Source organism: Roseospira navarrensis (assembly GCF_009601025.1).
Lineage (GTDB): Bacteria > Pseudomonadota > Alphaproteobacteria > Rhodospirillales > Rhodospirillaceae > Rhodospira > Rhodospira navarrensis.
Window position 1 is genome coordinate 15236 of the sequence record NZ_WIVE01000005.1, and the last position, 22413, is coordinate 37648.

Consider the following 22413-nt stretch of genomic DNA (forward strand, 5'->3'; position numbering starts at 1 on the left):
ATGACTGCGGGCCGCTATGTGAGGTGTCGCTCGCGCCGAGCTGGGCCGGAACACGCTTGAATCGGTTCCGGCGGGTCTGGCGGGGGGCTGGACGGGCGCCCGGTCGGCGCGCCCTCTGGTCCGGCTGATCCCCCCTGCTTACGATAAAGACCGTACACCAAACGGAGCCTTGCATTCCAGGCGTGTTTGCGCGGAATGGGCGCGAATTGGCATATTCGTGCGCCGTCAACGTCCTAACGGTCGTTTTTTGCCGCCATGACATTCGCCTGGAATGGGAATATTTCGAAAGAATGACGGTCTTTGGGAGGAGGTCGCGGCCGACTCGGCGCGACTCCTTGGGATGGCGCCGGACTCACGACGCGCCGTTGGTCCTCTCGCGCAGGCGACCGCGCGGGTTCACGGCCCGCAAGGTGGTGTGCAACGTGGTGTCCGAGACATGGGTGTAGATTTCGGTGGTTGAGATGCTGGCATGGCCGAGCAGCTTCTGAGCCATCCGGATGTCCACACCGCCGCGCAACAGTTCCGTGGCCGCCGTGTGCCGCAGCATGTGCGGCGTGATCCGCCGGGACAGCTTGAGATCCGCGACGTAGCGGTGCAGCAGGCGGCGGATGTGGTTCGGGTCGGCGGCCACGCCGCGCGGGGTCAGAAGCAGCGTGTCGAGCCCAGGCACGGCCGGCCGCCGCCGCCGGATGTACGCCTGCAACTGGGATGTCACCGTTTCGTCCACCAGGAAGACATGCCGCTCGCGGTTGCCCTTGCCCCGGATCGCGATGGTGCCGGCGGCCAGGTCGATGTCGCCCAGGCGGATGGCGCACAACTCGCCGACCCGGATGCCGGTCGTGAACAGCAGTTCCAGCGCCAGCGACAGCGTGGCAATGGCGATGTCGTCGTCCCGCTCCGGGGCTGATCCGGTTCCCCGGTGCGGCGGGGAGGGGGCGAGCAGGGCGCTGATTTCATCGTCCTGCAGGTTGCGCGGCAGCCGGTGCGGCAGCCGCACGGGCACGCGCAGCCGGTGAAAGGGGTTGTCGGGCAGCTTCTCGGCGTCCTCCAGCCAGCGGCACAGGACCTTCAGACAGGCCAGCCGGCGCTTGATGGTGGCCGGGGCGTAGCCCTGCGCGCGCAGGGCCGCGATCCACTGCAGGATGGACTCCTTGCCCAGGGGCGGGGTGCCGTCGGACTTCGCCGCCCAGTGCATGAACGCCGCCAGGTCCTGGCGATAGGCGCGCAGGGTATGGTCGGACAATCCCCGTGAGCGGCAGGACGCCATGAACTCGTCAACAAGAGACCGCAACTCCATGGGGCGTGACTTGCCTTGACCCGAATATCCACATCAGTTCGGGCAATATAACGCAGGTTGGGTTGCGTTTTCCAGGCGATACCGATCAAATTGTTGAATTGCGCGTCTTAATGCACCGAATAATGATGGTGCATCCGTCAATGTGACCTTGTATGAGACTTTGAATGGGCGTTTCCGGTTCCGGTCGCCCTTTTTGCGGGATCAGGCCCGCCGCTGGCATCGCTGTGCGATGCCAGCTTTGAACAAGACTGGGGGCCGGCGCCCTGGGCGCCGCATTGCGGCGCCGAGCCACAGATGGCCGCCCTTGGGCGGCCGGGGCGGCGACAAAAACAGAGACTCATCCCGACAGGTTGCCGGGGCGACCCTGCGGCGAAGGAGTCATCCTCATCGTCGCGCCGGATGAGGGGGCGGTTCGGCCTACGGGTCGTACGTATCGCCGATCACGTCCCGATACCTGTCGATATAGCGGGCGTTGATGGCCGCGACCTCGTCAGAGACCTCGGCCAGACACGCATCAAAGGCCGCGCCGCGGTCCGGGTCCCGGAACACCATGGCGTAGTGCGTCGGCTCGAAGATGGGCATGAAGGTCACCGGCTGGGAGGCATCGACCATCGGGTTGTCGTCGGCCGCCAGGCGCTGGTTGTACTCGGCCACGATCATGCCCTCGCCCACAATGGCATCGACGCGCCCCCCGAACAGAAGACGGGAGTGTGTCACCTGATCGGCCATCTCCCGGTAGTCGGCGAAGGTGTCCATGGCCTCACCGACCGCTGGAATGATGGACTTGGCGTCGTAAAAGGCCACCACGGAAAGGCCGGCCAGATCGGCGAGGCTCTCGACCGTGATCCCGGATGACTCCAGGACCGTGACCCCGTTGCGATACGTGATGTAGGGGGCTGTGCGATATCCGCCCAGGTCCAGGCCCTCGGGCACGCCGCCCACGGCATCCCCGGCGCCGCCCTCGAACGAGCGCCAGTGGCGGCTGAACGGCTCTACCCGGACCGTCACGGACCACCCGCAGGCGTCCGCGACCTGCCTGATGGTGTCGGCTTCCCGACCGACGCCGTCCCGGGTGGTGTGCGGGGGCAACTCGCCCAGCAGGATCGTGAGAGTCTCGGCCGGCGCGGTTTCAGGAACCGCGGCGACGCTGACCAGGACGGCGAGGCCGATGGCCTTGCGAAACGCCCGAACGTCATCCATGGGCACCACCCTCTTGCGGGTGTGTCGATCACGACCGTTGGCCCGCCGGCCGCCCGACGAACGGGTCCCTCTTTCTTGTCGGGCGGTCTGACGGGCCCGGATGGGCGTCGAGGGACCGAGCCCCAGTGTACGTATCGGACCCGGCGCATTCAATCAGGAGAACGGCCGTGCTGCCGCGGCGTGCCGGCCGTGGCGCGGCCGAAACCCGGTCGGGACAAGAAGGGGGCAGCGGGGGCCGCCGGGTGAGCGTGACCCGGACACCGGAGTCCCACGGGTGTCGTGGGCCTCCGGCGGCCGGTGCCGGACCAATTCGCGGTCAGGGGGCTAGGCCATCCAGAACGGCTTGCGGACCTCGTCGTCGATCTGCTCGGCCGTCAGGCCCAGGTCGCGGCGCAGGTGGGCCGGCAGGGACTGGAGCCGGCGGCGGTCCTCGGCCCGGCGCTGCCAGGTGGTGACCAGGGTCCACAGGTCCGCCGTCACGCGGCGCACGGCCGCGACCGGATTGAAGCGACCGGGAAGGGGAAGCGTCACGGTGAACGTCAGCGCCTTGCGGGACATTGTCTGCCTCCATTGATCGGGCCGAGGGGATCACGGCGGGGTTGACCACGGACCTGTGTGCCGGTATTGTACCCATACATTCTGCGGCGCCGGCATCATTGTTCTGGTGTTTCTGGATATAATCGGGCGTCGTATGGTGTCAATTGCTTTTAATGTATGGGTACAATATGACCGACACGCTGCGCTGGATCCCCAACCTGACCGCCCACGCCGGCCCGCGCTATCGCGCCATCGCCGACGCCATGGCGGCCGATGTGCGATCGGGACGGCTGACCCCCGGCGCTCGCCTGCCGACGCACCGGGCGCTGGCCCAGGATCTCGGGGTCACGGTGGGCACCGTGACCCGCGCCTATGCCGAGGCGGAGCGCCGGGGCCTGCTGGAGGCCGCCGTCGGGCGCGGCAGCTTCATCCGCGATCCGGGTCCGGCGGCCGCGCACGCCTGGGTCAATCCGCCGGCGGACCCCCCCTCTGTGGAGCCCGGTCCCGGACCGCGGGGATACGACCTCACACCCCCGGAGCGGGAACCCGCCGGCCTGATCGACATGAGCGCCAACTACCCCGCGCGGACGTTCCTGGCGGGCGCCCTGACGCCGGGGCTGGCCGGGCTCGCCGCCCTGGCCGGGCCGGACGGAGACCCGGCGCGCCTGACGGCGCTCGCGGGCTATCAACCGTCCGTGGGGCGCCCCGAGCACCGGGCCGCCGGCGCGCGCTGGATGGCCCGCTTCGGCCTGGAGGCCGACCCCGCCGATGTGATCCCGGTCCACGGCACCCAGGGCGGCCTGACGGTGATCCTCTCCACGCTGGTGCCGCCGGGCGAGACCCTGCTGGTGGAAGATCTGACCTGGCCCGGTGTGCACTACATCGCGAGGCGGCACGGCCTGCGGCTGGTGCCGGTGGCGGGCGACGGCGACGGGCTGCGGCCGGACGCGCTGGCCGAGGCCGCGCGGCGCACGGGGGCGCGTGCGGCCTATCTGGTGCCGACCCTGCACAACCCCCTGAACATCACCATGCCGGAGGCGCGCCGGGCGGCGTTGCTTGAAACCGCGCGCATCGAGGGCCTGACCCTGATCGAGGACGACATCTACGGCTTCCTCGCCGATACGCCGCCGCGCCCGCTGGCGGCGCGCGATCCGGACCACGCCGTCTATGTCACCAGCCTGTCCAAGTGCGTGGCGCCCGCCCTGCGCGTGGGCTTCGTCAAGGCGCCGCCGGTCCTGGTGCCGCGCATCGCACAGGCGGTGGCGGCCGATACCCTGATGGTCTCGCCGCTGCTGCTGGAACTGGTCGCGGGCCTGATCGACAGCGGCAAGGCGGCGGCCGCCGCCGAGGCGCAGAAGGCCGAGGCGCGGGCGCGTCAGGTGATCGCCCGGCGCGCCTTGCCTCTGCGCCTGCCTCCGGGCGCGGAGGCGTCGTTCCATGTCTGGCTTCGCCTGCCCGAGGGATGGCGCGGCGAGCGGTTCGTGGCCGAGGCCCGGGCCCGTGGCGTGTTGGTCACACCGGGGTCCACCTTCCGGGTGGACGGCAGCGATCCCGGCGGCGTCCGCCTGTGCCTGTCGGCGGTGCCGGAGCGCGCCGACCTGGAGGCCGGTCTGGCCATCGTCGCGCGCCTGCTGGATGCCGCGCCGCACGCCGCCATGCCGGTGGTGTAGCCGCCGCTACCCCTCCGCCGCCGTCACCAGCGCCTTGAGCATGCGCCGCTGGGCGCCCGCCACGTCGATCATGCCCGCATAGCGCCCGTCGCGCATCGCGAGGACATAGGGCTGTTCGATGGTGGCCAGCGCGGCGGCCTGGGCGCGCGTGTCGGTTTCCAGGTCGATCTGCTTGCGAACCAGCCAGGGCGCCATCAGGGCCTCGGCCTGGCGCAGGTCGATCCAGTCCGGGGCCTCCACGTCTTCGATCAGCGAGAAGCCCGCGCCCGCGTCCGGCATCTGCATCTGGTTGACCAGAATGCGCATCATCACCCGGTCGCCGATCTGCATGTGGTGGGACTGGTACTCCATCAGGCGGGGATAGGGGGCCTGACCGGCCGGCTGGGGCGTCTGTACCTGCGAGAGGTAGGCGCGGGCATGGGTCCACAGCGCGTCGTAGCGCGCATCGGACCGGCGCAGCGCCGTGACCAGGTCGCCGGGGGCGATCCATCCCCCGGGCTGGCGCGGCTCGCCGCCCAGCGTGCCCAGCAGCACGATGGCCTTCGGCGCGCCGAGCACATGCGCCGTGCCCGCCAGCGCGAACAGCCGCGAGCGGTACCACGCCCGGCCGTCCTCCAGGTCGGCCACCACGAAGGTCGCCTCGGCCAGCCGGGCGGCGGCGCGGTCCAGTTCCTCCTGGCTGGTGTCCTGGAGCATCAGGCCCGGATCCACGATGTTGGGCGGGACCGGGTCCGGTCGGGTCTCGACCACGGTCCCGGAGAAGTCGAAGGCGATGCCGCCCGGCAGCGTCACGCTGGCGCGGCTGGCCTGCAGTTCCCCCAGGACCCGCAGCGCCGGCGAGGCCGCCGCCAGCACCGCCGCCACGATCAGGGCGAGCGGCCAGCCGCTGGCCGCGTTGGGCCATCCCGTCTCCTGGCTCAGCACGACGAACCCGATCATGACCGCCGCGAACACGGCGGCCGCGGTCAACAGCTCCTGCGGCGTGATCGCGAAACGGTTCATGGCGGCGTTCCCTGGTGCGCGGGCAGAGGGCCTGTTCAGGATGCCATCGTTGTTGCCAAGGAACGAGTCCCGTGTGGGGGATGAGGCGGCGCCGGCCGGCTGTCGGCATCGCGCCTCGCGCGAGTCGCGGGACGCTGCCGTGCCAGAGAAGACAAGCAGCGCACTTATTGTTAGAGCAATGGGCCCAGATGTGACAAATGCGGTTGCATGTTCGCCATGAACTTCCGTAACACACAACAAATCGAGACATACGGCGCCGAACATTGACGTCTGTCATTCACCCCCACGTTGGATACCCATAGCGTGATTGTCAGAAAGCGGCCCGGACGTACTTTTTTGCGTCGCAAGCTGTTTCTTTTGCGATGCACAAATCCAGACGGGCCGCCGGGTGTCACGTTGCCGTGACCGGGAGACCCCTGTCACGGGGACACAGCCGGGAGGGCGCCCATCGGTTGGCGCCACCTGCCCATGAACCAGGGCCCTGCGCAGTCTCCGTCCATCCCCACCGTCCCCGACCCGTCCGCCGTGGACGCCCGGACCCTGCGGCCCGTGGACGTTGCCCTTGCGGTCATCGACCACGCCCTGCGCCTGCTGAAGATGGACGCCGCGGCGGCCGGCCGCGTGGGCCTCACCGGGCTGCACATCTGCGCCGGGCATCCCTTCGCGGCCCAACTGTGGCTGGGCGGGACGGACGGCGTCTTCGGCCTGGAGGTCCTGCCCCAGGCCGGCGTCGCCCCCCTGATGCCGCCCGACGCGGCCCGGGCCGACCTGTTGGTGCGGCATTTTCCCGGTCTGGATACGCCCGCCTTTCATGCGCTGACGCCGGACGAGCAGGCGGCCCGTCGCGATCCCGGGTTTGACGCCACCGGGGCGCCGGATCGGACGCTGACCCGGGATCTGTTCGCGACTCCCCTGTTCGCGGTGGGCCTTTTGCGCCTCGCGCTGGACCCGGCGCGGCGCGGCGCGGCGGTGCAGGGCGTTTCGGGCACGCCGGCCGGCTGGGCCGCGGCGCGGCCGGTGCTGGACACGCTGGTGACGGTGCTCGCCTTCGTTCATCGCGTCACGCCCACGGTGGTGGTCGGCCTGCCGCGCGACGGTGGTGAGCATGGCGTTCACGTTGTGTTGCCCCGCGCGGACCCCAACCATGGCGCCGGCACGCCCGGGGGCGCGCTGGCGGCCTTTTTGTCCTCCGCCCGGGCCGGCGGCCCGTCCCTCGGTCCGCCGACGGTGCCGGCGCGCTGGTGGGCGGCCGGCCGGTGGGAGGCGGTGCCCGAGGCGCAACCCTGCGCCTGCCACCACGCCGAAGACGCCGAGGCCGGCGATCCGCACACCCACGCCCACGATCACCACGCCGTGGCGACGGCGGAGGAGCCCGCATGACCGATGCCCCCCTGGGACGCCGCGCCCTGTGTCGCGGCCTGGTCTCGCGCGCGGCCCGGGCCATCGCCGATGGTCCCGGCGAAACCCTGCTGGCCCTCGGCGACGAGGCCGCCGAGGCGACGGACCCCGACGCGGACCGGCCGGCCCCCGCCTGCACCGCTGAAGCCGCCCCCGTCCCCGGCTTCTTCGACAGTTTCGAGCAGTGTCACACCCTGATCGCGGAAATGCGGCCGTTCCTGGCCGATGCCATCCGGGATCTGGGCATCGATCCGCGCGGCAAGTCCGATGTGGACCTCGCCCGCGAGATCATGGCGCACCAGTGCGCCACCCCCGCCCCCGGGCGGGACGACGCCGATCAGGGCGCCGGGCCGGATGCGCCCGCGCCGGACGGCGATCTCTTGAGAGGGTAAAGCGCCATGCAACATTCGGAGACCATGGAGCGCTATGGAGACGGCTACCTGGAGGAGCGCAATCTCGTCCAGCGCTGGCCCAGCCCCATTCCGCAGATTCTGAACCTGGTCCTGCTCGGGGCCCTGTTCTATGCGACCTGGTGGATCTTCCAGGATCCGCGCGGCTGGATGCGCCTGTACACGCCCTATGTCGGCTACATGTACTGCCGCTGGCTGCTCATCATCTTCATCTGGATGGTCTACATCTTCAACTTCTGGCCGTTCCGCCGGGCCTGGCTGGAGCGCACCCATCCCGTCCTCAAGGGGGTGCTGCTGACCGGCATCGCGGTGGTCATCATGCTGATGGTCATCAAGGGCTTCTTCGAGGGCCTGCTGGGCAACTACGGCATGGCCTACTTCAGCCCGGACGAGATGCAGAAGCTCGGCATCACCGAGTTCTTCGCCGAGGAATATGCGGCGCTCGCCATCCTGATGTTCGCCGCGCTGGCCTCCTGGCTGTCGCCGGCCTGGATCGTGGGCATGGAAGGCGCCCCCTGGCACAAGGAGCGCCAGCCGGTCCGGGGGCTCACCATCCTGCTGGTGACGTTCTTCCTGGCCACCATCATCTTCTTCATGACCATGCACCCGCACATGGGCATCCTGTACGAGGAGTGGCAGTCCTTCGCCGCCATCGCGCCCCCCTGGTGGCACACCTTCGCCGACACGGTGAGCGGCAACTTCCATGTCTCGTGGATCATGTGCTGCACGGTCGTGGTCTGGCTGGTCGAGACGATCTGGGAACGCTACCCGTTCCGCCTCATCAGGCATGACTGGGGCCGCCGGTTCGCCACCTTCTTCGGCATCATCGCCATCGCGTTCGCGTGTCACTTCTTCCTGTACTTCGCGCAGGAACTGTGGTGGGGCGAGGCCGTGCGCGGCACCCGCCGGCTGATGGCGCCCGACTGGCGCTGGCTGCACGTGGGCGAGATGATGATCTTCTTCCTGCTGCCCGCGCTGTTCATCACCTTCTATTTCAACAACTGGCCGCGCAAGGGCAGCCCGACCAGCCGGATCGCCATCCGCACCCTGGTCACCCTGGTCGCCGCCATCGCCATCTACTGGCTGTACTACAACACCAGCCACCTGCTCCTGGGCACCCAGAAGGGCTTCAGCCATCCGCAGCAGTTCCCGATGATCCCGACCATCTGGCTCATCAACATCATGCTCATCAACCACTGGTTCATGGACAACTGGCCCGGATGGAAGATCGCGCCCGCCACGCGGACCGTGCCGGCGTCGGAATCCGGGGCGGCTCTCGACCCGGCTCTGAACCCGGCCGAATAGGACAAGGGAGGTCGCTATGAACACCTATACCAAGGGCCTTCTGGCCGGCATCCCGATGGGCATCGTCCTGTTTTTCATCGTGGTCTACGCGCTGAAGTGGGGCGGCACCCTGCCCCTGATGATGGATTGGTAGTCCGATCCGAACCCGCCGGCCGGCGCGCGGTTCCGCGCGCGCCGGACCGGCCGGGTCCCCAGACTGGGAGTCCTGACACATGACCGATTCCTCCCAAGGCCCCAACGACGATCGCCGCGCCTTCCTGCGCGGCGCCGTGGGCGGCACGGCGCTGGGCGCGCTGGGCATGATGGGGGCGTATTCCTACTCCCCGATGCGGCACGCCCATTTCGACACCCCGGAGACGGAAAAGGCCGACATCGGCGCCGTCGTGTCCCTGAAGGTGACGAACATTTCGGAGACGAGCTGGTTCAACAACGCCGACCTGATCGGCGACATCCGGGGCGCGGGCGGCCTGCTCGTCAACCAGTACAAGTTCAACTGGCCCCCCTTCGCGAACAAGAACGGCAAGCTGGCCGAGGGCAGCTATGCCGACGGCATCAAGCACATCAAGGCCGACCTGCCCAACAACCTGGAGCGCGCCTGGGAATTCCAGATGGAGAACGCGGTCCATCCGGAAAACGCCGGCGGCTACTCCGCGCTGTTGGAGTTCGAGATGCGCGACGGCAGCACCAAGCGCATCCTGCTGGACTCCGGCTGGTCCTATGACTGGATCGACAAGGCGTTCCGGCGCGAGGGCATCGACACCATGCTGGCCAACGGCGAGATCGACGCCCTGGTGATCTCGCACGAGCACTTCGACCACTTCTGGGGCTTCCCGGTGGCCATGAAGTATGCGCCGGACATCGACGTCTATGTGCCGGACGGCTTCTACGAAGAGGGCTATCAGTACGTGAAGGACTCCGGTCATCGCGGCAAGCTTCACGTGCTCAAGCCGGGCCTGACCAAGCTGTTCGACGGGGTGGCCGTCTACAACTTCGCGATCCCGATCATCACCCGCGTGTACGGCGAGAACAGCCTGTATGTGAACGTCGAGGGCAAGGGCCTGGTCTCGGTCACCGGCTGCTGCCACCAGGGCATCATCCAGTTCGCCGAGACGGCGCTGCGCGAAATCAAGATGGACAAGCTGTACGGGATTTACGGCGGCTTGCACATCAGCCCGTTCGACGACTGGGATCCGAAGTACGACGACCTCGTCTTTACCCTGGGCGACTACGGCTTCGAGAAGATCGGCGCCAACCACTGCACCGGGCTGCTGACGGTGAAGAAGTTCATCGCCCGCGGCCTGCCGGTGCAGCAGGGCACGGCCCGCTTCGGCAGCAAGGACCCGGTCTATCTGGGCAACGGCGACCAGATCGGTTTCGGCCGCGATGTGCCGCTGATGAGCCCGGTCAGCGCCGATGCCGCGCCGGCCGCCTATGCGCCGCCCGCCTCGGGCGACGGCGACGCCGTAGAGGGAGCCACGTACTAGCCATGACCCTGACCCGCACGGGGGCCGCGCTCGCGGCCCTCGGGCTGGCCATCGCTCCGATGGGGGCGCTGGCGGCCGACATCACCTTCCTGTCCGTGGGCGGTCCGCCGTCCGTGGCCAAGGCCCACACCTTCGGCGCCATCCTGCGCGCCCTGGAAAGCCCGCACACCGCCCGCGTCAGCACCGTGGACGGGGATGGGCTGTTGCAGGCCCTGAGCGTGGATGCGCCGCAGGTCACCTTCGATGTCGCGCCCGAGATGCTGGCGGACGCCGACCTGGAGGCCCTCGGCGTCATCGATCTGGGGCCGAACCAGATGGGGGCCCTGCCCGAGCGGCGCACCGTCATCACGCGCGCCGTGGCGGATGAGGCGCCGGAGGTGGCCGAGTTCCTGAACCTGTTCTTCGTCTCGTCCACCCGCCTGGACGAGATGGGGTCCCTGGTCGCGGATGGGACCATCGAACAGGCGGCCCTGGACGCCTGGGTCCAGGACAACGAGCCCTGGATCCGCAACATGCTGGCGCTGTGCCCGCAGTTCAGCGCCGGGGCGTGCGAGGTCGGCGGCGACAGCCCCCGTCCCTTCAAGGCCCGGGACTGGTACGGCACCTCGGAAGCCGATCGCTGACGGCGATCCGGGGGACAAGAGCGAACGGCCGGACCCCGTTGGGGATCCGGCCGTTGGTGTGTGCCGGTGCTGTGATCTCGCCCGGCCTGTGACAGCCAACAGGCATGGTCTACGCGGCGGCTTTGTCCTTGCGGAGCCAGCGGGTCCCGGCCAGGCCGCCCAGCGCGGTCAGCATGAACCAGACGGCGGCCGGCAGCGGCACCACCGAGTAGTCCAGATCCGCGAACGCGATGTTCGGGTCGGACGGGCCGGTGCGGCCGCCATTGCTGTCGAAGATGAACGCGAACTTGGTGTAGCGCGCGGCGTCGAACTGGAACAGCACGTCGCCGGGGTCGCCAGAGGCCGCCGTGATCGCGTCGCCGGTGATGTACAGGTTGCCCGCGCTGCCGGTGGTCGGGTTGCCCGCCGCGTTGCTCGTGTAGGACACGGTCGCATCGGACGTGCCCCCGTTGCTGTCCCAGGCGCGCACGCCGAACATGTGCTCGGTGGCCTTGCTCGGGTTGTAGTCGCCGAAGTCCAGGAAGCGCACCTGGAAGAAGTCCACGGCGGTCTCGAACTCGAACACGAAGTCATGCAGGCGGGCGTTCGAGATGTCCCCGAAGCCGCCGGTCTCCGGCAGGCCACCGTTGAGGATGGAGTCGCCGCCGTTGGGCGCGCCGTAGGCGGCCGGCGTCTCGCCCTCGACCAGCGCGACACCGTCGGCGCCGCCGGACGCGGACGAGATGGTCAGGCCGGGAGCCACGGCGTTGGTGCCGAACACGGACGTGCCGCCGCCCAGGCTGGCGAAATCGATCACGGCGGCCTGGGCCGTCGCGGTGGCCAGGAACAGGCCGGCGGTCGTCAGGGCCGTGGTGGCGAGGGTCTTCATGGCATTCTCCATCATCGTCCGGTCTGATCGGTTGTCAGCCGGCCCGATCCTCGGGATGAGTCTGATCCTGGACTGTGGAACCGGGCAGGGTCATGGGTCAATCCGCCTGACGGTTGAGTCCCCCCGGCTCCATCGTTCGGTGGGGGTGTCCTGGCGGGGCTCGGGATCGCGTCCACCGAACGGTGGAGGCCCGGCGGGTCCGCGCCGGCGGCCGCGACTCGGGGGGCGGACCGGACCGCCGCAGCTTCCGTCTCGTTGAAAACGCACGATATGCGGGTTGGTCGGGGTGGCGCCTGCTTTAAAGGGCGCGTGGTGAAGCGCCTCAAAAACAAAACCTATGCCCAATGTCATATTGAAGGGCGTCGATTCTGTGACATTTGGACCAAAGACACCGACGCTCCTTTTGAAACGCGCCAAACTCATTTATCTTTAGTGTGTGTTCTCAAGGGAGCATGCAAATTTTGTTAAAAATCGATGAGTGTTCTTCTGTCACGAACGGGACTGACATGGCTGCCGACACCACTACGACACCGGGCCCCGCCCCGGCGCCCGCCGCCGCCGCGAGCAGTGATCGTCAGATCCTGGACGACCTGACCGCACTCGCCTCCAATCGCCCGCAGGATGACGGCGAGGCCGACCTGCACGAGGCCGTGGGCGCCGCCCTGGACGGCGACGATGCGCGGGCCCACGAGAACATCCATCAGGGCAGCCAGACCAGCGTCTTCACCGGCGCCGATCCGGATGTGGAAACGGGTGTGCTTGAGGCCCGCGCGCTCGACGCGCGGGACCCGGCCCCGGTGACGCCCGGTCTGGAGATCCCGCCGGGTGCGCGGCCCGAAGGCGCCGACGGTGCGCAGGGGACGGGGCCGGGTGCCCCGGGCGCCGAGGACAGGGGCGCCGGCCCGGAGACGGTTGCGCGCGGCCTGGCGGGCGGCTTCGATGAGGCGGGGGGCGTTCAGGCGTTCGTGCCCGGGGTTGCGGCGAGGGTTCCGCCCGCGACCGCCGGGTCCGTGGCGGAGGGCCGGTTGCGGCCGGCCGACGACGCGGCGGGCGCAGGCGCGGGGGGTGGCGCTGGTGTGGATCCGCTCGCGGGGGCTGCGGGCGACAGCCCGAACCCCGCGTCCGATGACGCGCCGGACGGCCCTGACGATCCCTTCGGGACCGAGGACCCGCGCGAAACCGCCGGACCGGGCCCGGATGGCCCGGCGCTGAACCAAGGTCCGGTTGGGGCCGATGACATTCTGTCGTCAACCGAGGACACGGCGGTGACCTACGCGGCCGCCGATCTGCTGGCGAACGATACCGACGTGGACGGCGATGCGCTGGCCCTCACCGACGTGTCCAACGCGGTGGGCGGCACGGTCTCGCTCAACGCCGACGGCGATGTGGTGTTCACGCCGGACGCGGACTTCCATGGCGAAGCGACGTTCGACTACACCGTCTCGGATGGCCAGGGCGGGACGTCTACCGCGACCGTCACGGTGGATGTGGCGGCAGTGAACGACGGCCCGGTGGCGGCGGACGATGCCCAGACCGCGACCGAGGACACGGCGGTGACGTATTCGGCCGCCGATCTGCTGGCGAACGATACCGACGTGGATGGCGATGCGCTGACCATCACGGATGTCTCGAACGCCGTGGGCGGCTCGGTGAGCCTGAATGCCGACGGCGATGTGGTGTTCACGCCGGATGCCGACTTCAACGGTGAGGCCACCTTCGACTACACCGTCTCGGATGGCCAGGGCGGCACCTCGACCGCGACCGTCACGGTGGATGTGGCGGCAGTGAACGACGGCCCGGTGGCGGCGGACGACGCCCAGACCGCGACCGAGGACACGGCGGTGACGTATGCCGCCGCCGACCTGCTGGCGAACGATACCGACGTGGACGGCGATGCGCTGACCCTCACGGATGTCTCGAACGCGGTCGGTGGCACGGTGTCGCTCAACGCCGACGGCGATGTGGTGTTCACGCCGGATGCCGACTTCAACGGTGAGGCCACCTTCGACTACACCGTCTCGGATGGCCAGGGCGGGACCAGCACGGCCACCGTCACGGTGGACGTGGCGGCAGTGAACGACGGCCCGGTGATCGAGGGCCTGCGGGACTCGGTCCGGATCACCGACGTCTCGGACCTGACCTACAATCACGACTTCGGCACCAACGCCAGTTTCCCGGACCTGTCGGAAGACCGGCGACTCGATGCCGACGAGGTCAACGGCGTCGATCCGGATGCCTTGACCCTGCAGCACGACCACGACGTGACCGTGACCTTCGTCAGCGAGGGCGCCGGGTATCACAATACCCTGGGCTGGTATGTCGTCGAAGAGGACGGGACGATCAACAACCCGCAGATCGTCTACGGCGATGCCACCGACACGGTTGTCGCGGCGAACGGGACCGAAACCGTGACCCTGACGCCGCCGGACGGCGGCTTCGAGGGCAAGACCATCGGCTTCTTCCTGATCGGCAACGGGCACAACAAGAACAAGAACAGCGATTTCTGGGACGACGCCGCCAACAACGAGGGCGGCCGCCTGGCCTTCGTCGATGAGAACGGCGACCCGGCGACCACCAGCACCGACACGCCGAAGCTGGTGTTCATCCAGGAAGACGGCAGCGTCCATACGGTCAAGTCCCAGGGCGGCATCTACCACTCGGTGGCCGCCAACGAGACCACGGCGCTCAATCCGGACAACGAACAGCACGCCATCAGCGGCGTCACGCCGGACGGCGACAGTCTGATGGTGGGCTTCGAGGACCTGAAGGGCCTGGGCGACCACGATTACAACGATCTGGTGTTCACGGTGAACGTGGGGGCGGACAACGCCCGCCAGATGGTGGCCACCGCCGTGGCCCCGGACATCCAGGTGTCCGACCTGGACAGCCCCACCCTGATGTCGGCCGAGGCCCGCATCAGCGAGGGCATGCAGCCGGGCGACGAACTGCACGTGGACGGGCTCACGGTCAACGAGGACGGCACCATCGGCGACACCGGCATCTCGCTGGACGTTGTCGAAGACGAGGGCGGCTATGCCCTGAAGTTCACGGGCGAGGCCGACGAGGCCACCTACACCGACGTGCTGGCCCGGGTGAAGCTGCAGAACAGCGGAGAAACCCCGGAGACCGGCGACCGCGTGGTCTCGTTCACCGTCAGCGACGGGGAGGACTCGACCACCGATCACGCCACGGTGCGGGTCGTGGACGGAACCGAGGACACCGGCGCCGAGGGCAGCGACCCCGGGGGAGCCGCCCAGGACAGCAACGAGCCGGCCCCGCCGCCGGCCGATCCGGACGTGACGTTCACGCTCGACAACAGCGGCACGTCGACCCCGGATTATGCCGGCGACGATGTGGTGACCGTGACCGAAAGCGACGATGATGTCGCGAACCCCTGGGGCGCGATCAACGCCGATACTCAACTGGCCGACAGTGACGGCGACGGCGCGTCCATCGGCGTGGACCGCTGGAACAGTGCCAAAAGCGTGCGTGCCGAGGGCGAGGCCGGCGCGGACGTGACCATCGACAACTTCGTGCGCGCCGATGTGGACCTGAGCGAGGGGACCGGCGACAGCACGGTGACCATCGACGACGCCAAACGCGGATCGGTCGAAACCGCCGATGGCGACGATGTCGTGGACATCGACGCCCGGACCAACGGGTCCGGCTGGGACAACACCTTTACGGTGGACACCGGGGCCGGTGATGACACCATCACCGGGACGGGCGACGATGGCCAAACGCACTTCAACATCAAGACCGGCGAGGGCGCCGATTCCGTCACCCTGGACGGCCAGTCGGCCTCCGCCACCGTCGTCACCGAGGACGCCGCCACCATCAACGTCTCCGGCGCCGATACGGTTGATGTCACCACCGGCGAGAGCTTCCAGACCCGCGAGACGTCTTCCGGGAAAGACTACAAGGTCTACGACGACAACAGCATCACCGTGGACGACGCCGAGGAGACCGCCGTTCACACCGGGCGCGGCGACGATACCATTACGGTGAGCGCCAACGGCGAGGGCACGGACACCGTCTTCGTGGACAGCGGCCACGGCAGCGACACCATCAACATCACGGGCGAGGGCGGTGAAACCCACATCACGGTGGACGGTGGCTATGGTCGCGACAGCGTCACCCTGGACGGTGCCTACGGCTCATCCGAAGTCCACCTGGACGGCGGCACCGCCTGGACGAAGAGTGACGGCACCGTGGTGCGCAAGGATAACCTGACCGAGGACACGGCAACCCGCGCCCACGACGATACCTTCGCGGGCGGCGTCGGTGACGATCTGGTGACCGGCGGCGGCGGTGATGACGTCCTTGACGGTGGCGACGGCGATGATCGGCTGTTCGGCGATAGCGGAGAGGACACCCTGGCCGGCGGCCGCAATGACGACCGCCTGTCCGGCGGAAAGGGCACCGATACCGCCATTTTCCGCGGTCCGGTCGAGGACTACGACATCACCGTCAACGAAGACGGCACCATCACCGTGGCCGACCAGGTTGCGGACCGCGACGGCACAGACATCCTGGACGGCATTGAGACGCTCCAGTTCGGCGACACCACCCTGGACCAGGACGGTCTGACCGATCTGCTGGCGGCGCGCGAGGCCGCCGATCAACCGAGTCCGTTCGCGGGCACGACGGTGACCATCGACACCTCCAACTACGACAGCACCGATCAGGGTTTCGCGATCAAGGCCATCAATATCGATGCCGACGGCAATCGCACGGAAGCGCTGGCGGACAACGTCTCGCACAGCAAGCATGGGTTGGGGGCGAACGGCAACAACGCCTCCGGTCCAGCCAGCCAGATCGGCTATGACGCTGACAGCGGCCAGGGCGAGGCCCTGGTGATCGAACTGGACGCCCCGGCCAGCTCGGCGACGGCGACCTTTACCCGCGCCTTCGCCAACGAGGCCGGCGGAGAACAGGTCCGTTGGGAGGCCTACAAGGACGGCGAAAAGGTTGGCGAGGGCAACGAGACGGCCGAGAGCGGTCACTCCGGCGCGGTCACCATCGAAAGCGACGGCGCGGTCTTCGACGAAATCCGCTTTGTCGGTGACACATACGCCGACGGCGCGGTGGCCGGTAACGGCGACGCCTCCGACTTCATGGTTCAGTCCGTCGAGGTCAACTTCGCCGATGCCGAGGAGCTGGCGGCCGCAGACGCCAGTGGTCGCGGTCCGCACAGCGGCCCCGGTGACATCATGCGGGGCACGGACTTCCAGCGTCCAGGGGTGGCTCAGAGAGAAGAAACCGTTTCCGAGGCCGAAGCCACGACGCTGACCGACGGCAAGGACTCCGTGGATTACAGCGACGCGGACGCCGGGGTGGTCGTCGATGCCCTGGACGGCAAGGATACCGTGATCGGCTCGGACCACGACGACCACATCTCGGGCGGCGGCAGCAAGGACATGCTGTCCGGCGGCGCGGGCAACGACACCCTGCTGGGTGGCGAGGGCAAGGACACCCTCTTCGGCGGCGACGGCAACGACATCCTGAAGGGCGGCGCGGCCAACGACGACGCGTTCGGCGAAGCGGGCGATGACCTGTTCCTGTTCGGGCAAGGCGACGAGGGTGACAGTTTCGACGGCGGCGAGGGCTGGACCGACACCGTCGTGCTGGAGGGGGTCACCGGCGCTCCGGGCGATCCGGACGCGGACTGGACCCTGCAAGTGGAAGGCGGCGTGACCTGGCAGCAGGACGGCAACGCCCTGGAGTTCGACGAGGAGGCCTCCGGCACCGTCACGCTGGAGGACGGCAGCGAACTGGCCTTTGCGAACGTCGAACGGATCGAGTGGTAGCGGCGGAGGTCGTGGACCGGACACGTCCGGTTCACGGCCGAACCGGGTCACAAAGGAAACTGCAGCCGCACCCTTAACCCACCCAGGGGACCATCCAGCAGGGCGATATCCCCCCCCATGCCCCGCACCAGATCGCGCGCGATGGTCAGGCCCAGGCCCATGCCGCCGGTCTTGAGGTTGCGCGAGGTCTCCAGCCGCTGGAAGGCCTTGAACACGGCTTCGCGCTGCTCCGGCGGAATGCCGGGGCCATCGTCGTCCACCGTGATTTCGGCGTACTCCCCGCCCGGACAGGCGCGCACATCCACGCGGGTCCCGTGGCGCACCGCATTGCCGATGATGTTGCCCACACAGCGCTCGAACGCCTGCCGTTTCAGCGGCAGGATGATCGCCTGCGGGACGGACAGGGCGATCCGACCCCCGGCCCGCCGATGGCGCTCCACCACCTCCTCCAGCAGGGCGCCCAGGTCCGTTGTCTGGGCCGTCTCGGTGCCGGTGCCCCGGGCGAAGTCCAGATAGGCCTCGATCATGCGCTCCATCTCGCCGATGTCGGCGCGCAGGGTGTCCACGCCGTCCACGCCCTCCATCATCGCGAGTTGCAGCTTCATGCGGGTCAGGGGAGTCCGCAGGTCGTGGGAGACGCCCGCCAGCATGCCGGTGCGCTGGTCGATCTGGCGGCGGATGCGCTCGCGCATGGCGTTGAAGGCGCGCGCGGCCTGTCGCACCTCGGTGGCCCCGGCGATCTTGAGGTTGGGCGCCTCGCGGCCCTTGCCGAAGGCGTCGGCGGCCCGCGCCAGCCGCAGCATGGGCCGGACCTGGTTGCGCATGAAGATGGCCGCCACCCCGAACAGCACGATGGACGAACTGGCGACCCAGAACACGAACAGGAAGATGGTCTCGGTGAACAGCCGCTCCTTGGACAGCTCGACCGACAACAGCCCGTCCGGCACCCGCATGTGGACGGTCAGGAAATCCTCGCCCGGGCGGGCGTCGATGACGAACGGGTAGGGGATGTAGCTGCCCATGCGCCGCGCCAGGGCGCGTTCGATCGGGTCGCTGTTCTGCGGCGGGATCTCCGGCAGGCGGGCGCCGGGGGTCACGGTGAACACCAGCCCCTGCGTGATGCGGGCCACGCTGAAGGCCCATTCCTGCATGGCCTCGCCCGGGTAGGTGTGGATGAGCCGGGCGATCAGGCCGATTTCGGTGGCCACGGCGGTGTTCAGCCGCCGCGAGACCAGATCCCAATGCCGATCGAAGAACACCCAGGTGGTGATGATCTGCAGCAGCAGCAGCGGAATGACGATGATGAGCAGCGAACGGCCCATCAGGTCGCGCGGGACCAGACGCTTGATGAGGCGGAAGGGTCGGAACCAGCCCATGGCTCAGTCCGGCCGCAGCAGATAGCCGCGCCCCCGCACGGTCTGCAGGTAGCGCGGCACCTTCTGGTCAGGCTCCAGCTTGCGGCGCAGGCGGGTCACCTGCACGTCCACGCCCCGGGGGTTGGCGCCGGTGCCGGTCATCTCGGCCAGATCCTCGCGCGAGATCACGGTGCCGGCATGACGCGCCATCACCATCAGAAGCTGCGTCTCGGTGGTGGTCAGGCGCACGGGCACGCCGTCGCGGGTGAGCGATTCCCGGCGCAGGTCCAGTTCCAGCGGGCCGAAGCGCAGCGGGGCCGGACCGTTGGGGGCGGCGGCCGGGCTTTCGTCGGCGCGGCCCCGGTCGGTCACCCGGCGCAGGATGCCGGTGATCCGCAGCAGCAACTCGCGCGGCTCGAAGGGCTTGGGCAGGTAGTCGTCCGCGCCGGCCTCCAGTCCCTGGATGCGCGCTTCCGGGTCGCCCATCGCGGTCAGCATCAGGATGGGCACGGCATCGCTTTCGCGCAGCGAGCGGGTCAGGGACAGGCCGTCCTCGCCGGGCATCATGACATCCACCACCAGCAGGTCAAAGGTCAGGGTGGCGAGGCAGGCGCGCGCCTCTTCCGCGCCCGACGCGGCCGTGACCACGAACCCGTTGTCGGACAGATAGCGGGTCAGCAGTGTTCGCAGCCGCTCGTCATCATCGACGACCAGGATGTGGGGCGCGTCCGCCACGTCGAGGCCGTCGAGCGGCTCCGGGCTGTCGGCGGCTGGCGTCATCCGTCCCGCTCCCGGTCGAAGCGGCCCCGGTCCGGGGCGTCCATGATCCCCAGCATCACGGCGCGGAATCCCTGCACCGCCTCGGCGCCGGCCTCGCGGTAGGCGCGGGCGATGCGTTGGCGCTGGGCCTCGGTCAGTTGGCGTTCGATCTCCACCCCCTTGTCGGTCAGCTTCAACAGGCGCTGGCGGCGGTCTTCCGTGCCCTGATGCTGCACGATGAAGCCTTCGCGCACCAGTTGGCTGAGCACCCGGGACAGACTCTGCTTGGTGATCTTCAGGATCAGCAACAGCTCGCTGACCGAAATCATGGGGTGGCGACCGACGAAATAGATCACCCGATGATGGGCGCGGCCGAAACCCAGGTGCGCCAGGATGGCGTCGGGCTCGCCGGTGAAGTCGCGGTAGGCGAAGAACAGCATCTCGATGGCCTGGCGCAACTCCTCCTCACGTAGGAAGAGTGGATTGGGGCCGGGTTTCAACTCTGTCATCGGGGACGGTCCTCGCCGGAGGGGCTGTCATGCGGATGGGATACGGCAGCATTGCGTTGGACATATACGTCAGTCTTGTTGACATATTGCCCTAACGATGTTACCCAGTCCAGGTCATATACGGACATAATCCATCTCCCGGAGGCGACGACCCATGGCAATCCTTCCTTTCGACGATCGCGACGGCCAGATCTGGCTCAACGGCGACATGATCGACTGGCGCGACGCCAAGGTGCACGTGCTGACCCATGGCCTGCACTATGCCTCCGCGGTGTTCGAGGGGGAACGGGTGTACAACGGCTCGGTCTTCAAGCTTACCGAACATACCGAGCGGTTGCACGAGTCGGCGCGTCTGATGGGGTTCGAGATCCCCTATTCGGTGGACGAGATCAACGCCGCCCACGACGTCGTGCTGAAGGCCAACGGCATCGTCGACGGCTATGTCCGCCCGATCGCCTGGCGCGGGTCGGAGATGATGGGGGTTTCGGCGCAGAAGAACCGCATCAACCTGGCCCTCGCGGCCTGGGAATGGCCGTCGTACTTCTCGCCCGAAGCGCGCATGGCCGGCATCAAGCTGGCGGTTTCCGACTGGCGCCGCCCCGATCCGCGCTGCGCGCCGGTGCACGCCAAGGCGGCCGGGCTGTACATGATCTGCACCCTGTCCAAGCACGAGGCCGAGCGTCAGGGCTTCCACGACGCCCTCATGCTCGACTGGCGCGGTCAGGTGGCGGAGGCCACGGGGGCCAACATCTTCTTCCTGATGCCGGACGGCAAGCTGCACACGCCCGTCCCGGACTGCTTCCTGGACGGCATCACCCGGCGCACCGTCATCGATCTGGCGCGGGCGGCCGGCCTTGAGGTGGTCGAGCGCGTCATCATGCCCGAGGACATGGCCCAGGCGTCCGAGGTGTTCCTGACCGGCACCGCCGCCGAGGTCACGCCGGTCGGGCAGATCGGGGACCTGACGTTCACGCCGGGCGAGGTGACCCGCACCCTGATCGCGGCCTATGACAAGGCCGTGGGGCGCACCAACGACCTGACGGCGGCGGCGTCCATTTCGGCGGCGTGATGCCGGCGGCTGGGGGGGGCGCGCGATGGACCCGGCGCATGATCCGGGGTTGGCGGGGTTCCGCCTGCCCGCGGAGACCGAGGGGCATGTCCGCTGCTGGATGTGCTGGCCGTCCCGCCCCGCCACCTGGGGGGCGCATCTGGATGCGGCGCGCGACGCCTTCGCGGCGGTGGCCCGCGCCATCCGCGCGTTCGAGCCCGTCACCCTGGTCGCCCGGCCCGACGACGCCGCCGACGCCGCCCGGCGGTGCGGGGCCGACATCGAGGTGATGCCCCATCCCATCGTGGACTGCTGGGCCCGCGACTCGGGACCCACCTTCGTGGTGGACGACGCCGGAACCAGCGTGGCCATCGACTGGGTGTTCAACGGCTGGGGCGGCAAGGCCCCGGATCTGGCCGCCGACGATGCGCTCGCGGCCGCCATCGCGGCGCGGGCCGGCGCGCGCGTGGTGCGGGCGCCTCTGGTCATGGAGGGCGGCGCCCTGTGCGCCGACGGCGAGGGCACGCTTCTGGTCACAGAGCAGTGCCTGCTCAACTCCAACCGGAATCCCGGCCTCGACCGCGCCGCCATCGAGCGGCATCTGCGCGATCTGCTGGGCGTGGACACGGTGGTCTGGCTGCCGCACGGTCTGGCCGACGACGGCGATACCGACGGGCACGTGGACATGGTCGCCTGTTTCGCGCGGGCGGGTCTGGTGCTGATGGTGGAGCCGCCGCGCGATCCGGCGCATCCGGACCATGCGCGCCTGCGGGCGAACCTGGCGGCCCTTCAGGACGAGACCGACGCCTACGGCCGCCAGATCGACGTGCTGCCGCTGCCCTATGTGCCGGCCGCGACCGGCGTGGACGGCCGCCCGGTGGCGCGCTCCTATGTGAATTTCTACGTCGCGGGCGGCGGCATCGTCATGCCCGGGTTCGGCCTCGACACGGACGCGCTGGCCCTGGAGATGGTGCGGGAGGCCTTCCCCTATCACGACGTGGTCATGATGCCCGAGGGCGCTCTGATCGCGCGCGGCGGCGGCAACATCCACTGCATCACCCAGCAGGAACCGCACGCCCGCCCCAAGCCCGGCTGCGGCGGCTGACCCTCGGCGATTGCCCGGCGCGGCCCGCTGGCT

Annotated in this window: 17 protein-coding genes; 9 read left to right on the forward strand and 8 right to left on the reverse strand. The window is 68.8% G+C overall.

Annotation, left to right across the window (positions count from 1 at the left end; all coding sequences use genetic code 11):
- Nucleotides 1-352: 352 nt before the first annotated feature.
- The 3 genes from GHC57_RS03185 to GHC57_RS03195 all read right to left on the reverse strand — a co-directional run bounded on the left by GHC57_RS03185 (nucleotide 353) and on the right by GHC57_RS03195 (nucleotide 3055).
- Entirely contained in the window at nucleotides 353-1297 is a 945-nt protein-coding gene (locus GHC57_RS03185; protein ID WP_153341094.1) for a tyrosine-type recombinase/integrase, read from the reverse strand.
- Nucleotides 1298-1714: 417 nt separating this feature from the next.
- Nucleotides 1715-2497, reverse strand: a complete 783-nt coding sequence (locus GHC57_RS03190; protein WP_153341096.1) for a type 2 periplasmic-binding domain-containing protein — start codon at nucleotides 2495-2497, stop codon at nucleotides 1715-1717.
- 324 nt (nucleotides 2498-2821) lie between these two features.
- Complete coding sequence (locus tag GHC57_RS03195) at nucleotides 2822-3055, reverse strand: DUF1127 domain-containing protein (RefSeq protein ID WP_153341098.1); 234 nt, start codon at nucleotides 3053-3055, stop codon at nucleotides 2822-2824.
- Nucleotides 3056-3222: 167 nt separating this feature from the next.
- Between GHC57_RS03195 and GHC57_RS03200 the strand changes: the two genes are divergently transcribed.
- Nucleotides 3223-4704 (forward strand): aminotransferase-like domain-containing protein, encoded by a 1482-nt coding sequence (locus GHC57_RS03200; RefSeq protein WP_170294653.1) that lies wholly within the window; start codon nucleotides 3223-3225, stop codon nucleotides 4702-4704.
- A gap of 6 nt (nucleotides 4705-4710) precedes the next feature.
- On the opposite strand, the gene GHC57_RS03205 is transcribed toward GHC57_RS03200, so the two are convergent.
- Nucleotides 4711-5706 carry a hypothetical protein gene (locus GHC57_RS03205; protein ID WP_153341102.1) on the reverse strand — a complete coding sequence of 332 codons (996 nt, stop codon included), beginning with the start codon at nucleotides 5704-5706 and terminating at the stop codon, nucleotides 4711-4713.
- Between the two features lie 468 nt (nucleotides 5707-6174).
- On the opposite strand from GHC57_RS03205, the gene GHC57_RS03210 reads away from it, so the two are divergent.
- From GHC57_RS03210 to GHC57_RS03230, 5 genes are all read left to right on the forward strand, one after another.
- Complete coding sequence (locus GHC57_RS03210) at nucleotides 6175-7086, forward strand: hypothetical protein (protein WP_153341104.1); 912 nt, start codon at nucleotides 6175-6177, stop codon at nucleotides 7084-7086.
- Nucleotides 7083-7496, forward strand: a complete 414-nt coding sequence (locus GHC57_RS03215) for a hypothetical protein (protein WP_153341106.1) — start codon at nucleotides 7083-7085, stop codon at nucleotides 7494-7496. The genes GHC57_RS03210 and GHC57_RS03215 overlap by 4 nt, the downstream gene beginning before the upstream one ends.
- 6 nt (nucleotides 7497-7502) lie before the next feature.
- A complete protein-coding gene (locus GHC57_RS03220; RefSeq protein WP_211369108.1) occupies nucleotides 7503-8819 on the forward strand; it encodes a hypothetical protein in 1317 nt (438 codons plus the stop codon).
- Between the two features lie 212 nt (nucleotides 8820-9031).
- Complete coding sequence (locus tag GHC57_RS03225) at nucleotides 9032-10303, forward strand: MBL fold metallo-hydrolase (RefSeq protein ID WP_153341108.1); 1272 nt, start codon at nucleotides 9032-9034, stop codon at nucleotides 10301-10303.
- 2 nt (nucleotides 10304-10305) lie between these two features.
- Nucleotides 10306-10926 carry a type 2 periplasmic-binding domain-containing protein gene (locus tag GHC57_RS03230; RefSeq protein WP_153341110.1) on the forward strand — a complete coding sequence of 207 codons (621 nt, stop codon included), beginning with the start codon at nucleotides 10306-10308 and terminating at the stop codon, nucleotides 10924-10926.
- A gap of 109 nt (nucleotides 10927-11035) precedes the next feature.
- On the opposite strand, the gene GHC57_RS03235 is transcribed toward GHC57_RS03230, so the two are convergent.
- Nucleotides 11036-11794 carry a VPLPA-CTERM sorting domain-containing protein gene (locus GHC57_RS03235; protein ID WP_170294654.1) on the reverse strand — a complete coding sequence of 253 codons (759 nt, stop codon included), beginning with the start codon at nucleotides 11792-11794 and terminating at the stop codon, nucleotides 11036-11038.
- 506 nt (nucleotides 11795-12300) lie between these two features.
- On the opposite strand from GHC57_RS03235, the gene GHC57_RS03240 reads away from it, so the two are divergent.
- Nucleotides 12301-17604 (forward strand): cadherin-like domain-containing protein, encoded by a 5304-nt coding sequence (locus tag GHC57_RS03240; RefSeq protein ID WP_153341114.1) that lies wholly within the window; start codon nucleotides 12301-12303, stop codon nucleotides 17602-17604.
- A gap of 47 nt (nucleotides 17605-17651) precedes the next feature.
- On the opposite strand, the gene GHC57_RS03245 is transcribed toward GHC57_RS03240, so the two are convergent.
- The 3 genes from GHC57_RS03245 to GHC57_RS03255 are packed head-to-tail and all read right to left on the reverse strand — an operon-like array spanning nucleotide 17652 to nucleotide 20227.
- Nucleotides 17652-18980 (reverse strand): ATP-binding protein, encoded by a 1329-nt coding sequence (locus GHC57_RS03245; protein ID WP_153341116.1) that lies wholly within the window; start codon nucleotides 18978-18980, stop codon nucleotides 17652-17654.
- Between the two features lie 3 nt (nucleotides 18981-18983).
- The gene (locus tag GHC57_RS03250; protein WP_153341118.1) at nucleotides 18984-19739 is read right to left on the reverse strand and encodes a response regulator; all 756 of its coding nucleotides are present in this window, start codon (nucleotides 19737-19739) and stop codon (nucleotides 18984-18986) included.
- Nucleotides 19736-20227 carry a MarR family winged helix-turn-helix transcriptional regulator gene (locus GHC57_RS03255; protein ID WP_153341121.1) on the reverse strand — a complete coding sequence of 164 codons (492 nt, stop codon included), beginning with the start codon at nucleotides 20225-20227 and terminating at the stop codon, nucleotides 19736-19738. The genes GHC57_RS03250 and GHC57_RS03255 overlap by 4 nt, the downstream gene beginning before the upstream one ends.
- A 154-nt stretch (nucleotides 20228-20381) precedes the next feature.
- Here GHC57_RS03255 and GHC57_RS03260 point away from each other — a divergent pair, with 154 nt between their 5' ends.
- Together GHC57_RS03260 and GHC57_RS03265 are read left to right on the forward strand one after the other, a co-directional pair.
- Nucleotides 20382-21296: a branched-chain amino acid aminotransferase gene (locus tag GHC57_RS03260; RefSeq protein WP_153341123.1), complete on the forward strand. Its 915-nt coding sequence runs from the start codon at nucleotides 20382-20384 to the stop codon at nucleotides 21294-21296.
- Between the two features lie 25 nt (nucleotides 21297-21321).
- Nucleotides 21322-22380: an agmatine deiminase family protein gene (locus GHC57_RS03265; RefSeq protein WP_153341125.1), complete on the forward strand. Its 1059-nt coding sequence runs from the start codon at nucleotides 21322-21324 to the stop codon at nucleotides 22378-22380.
- Nucleotides 22381-22413: the final 33 nt, after the last annotated feature.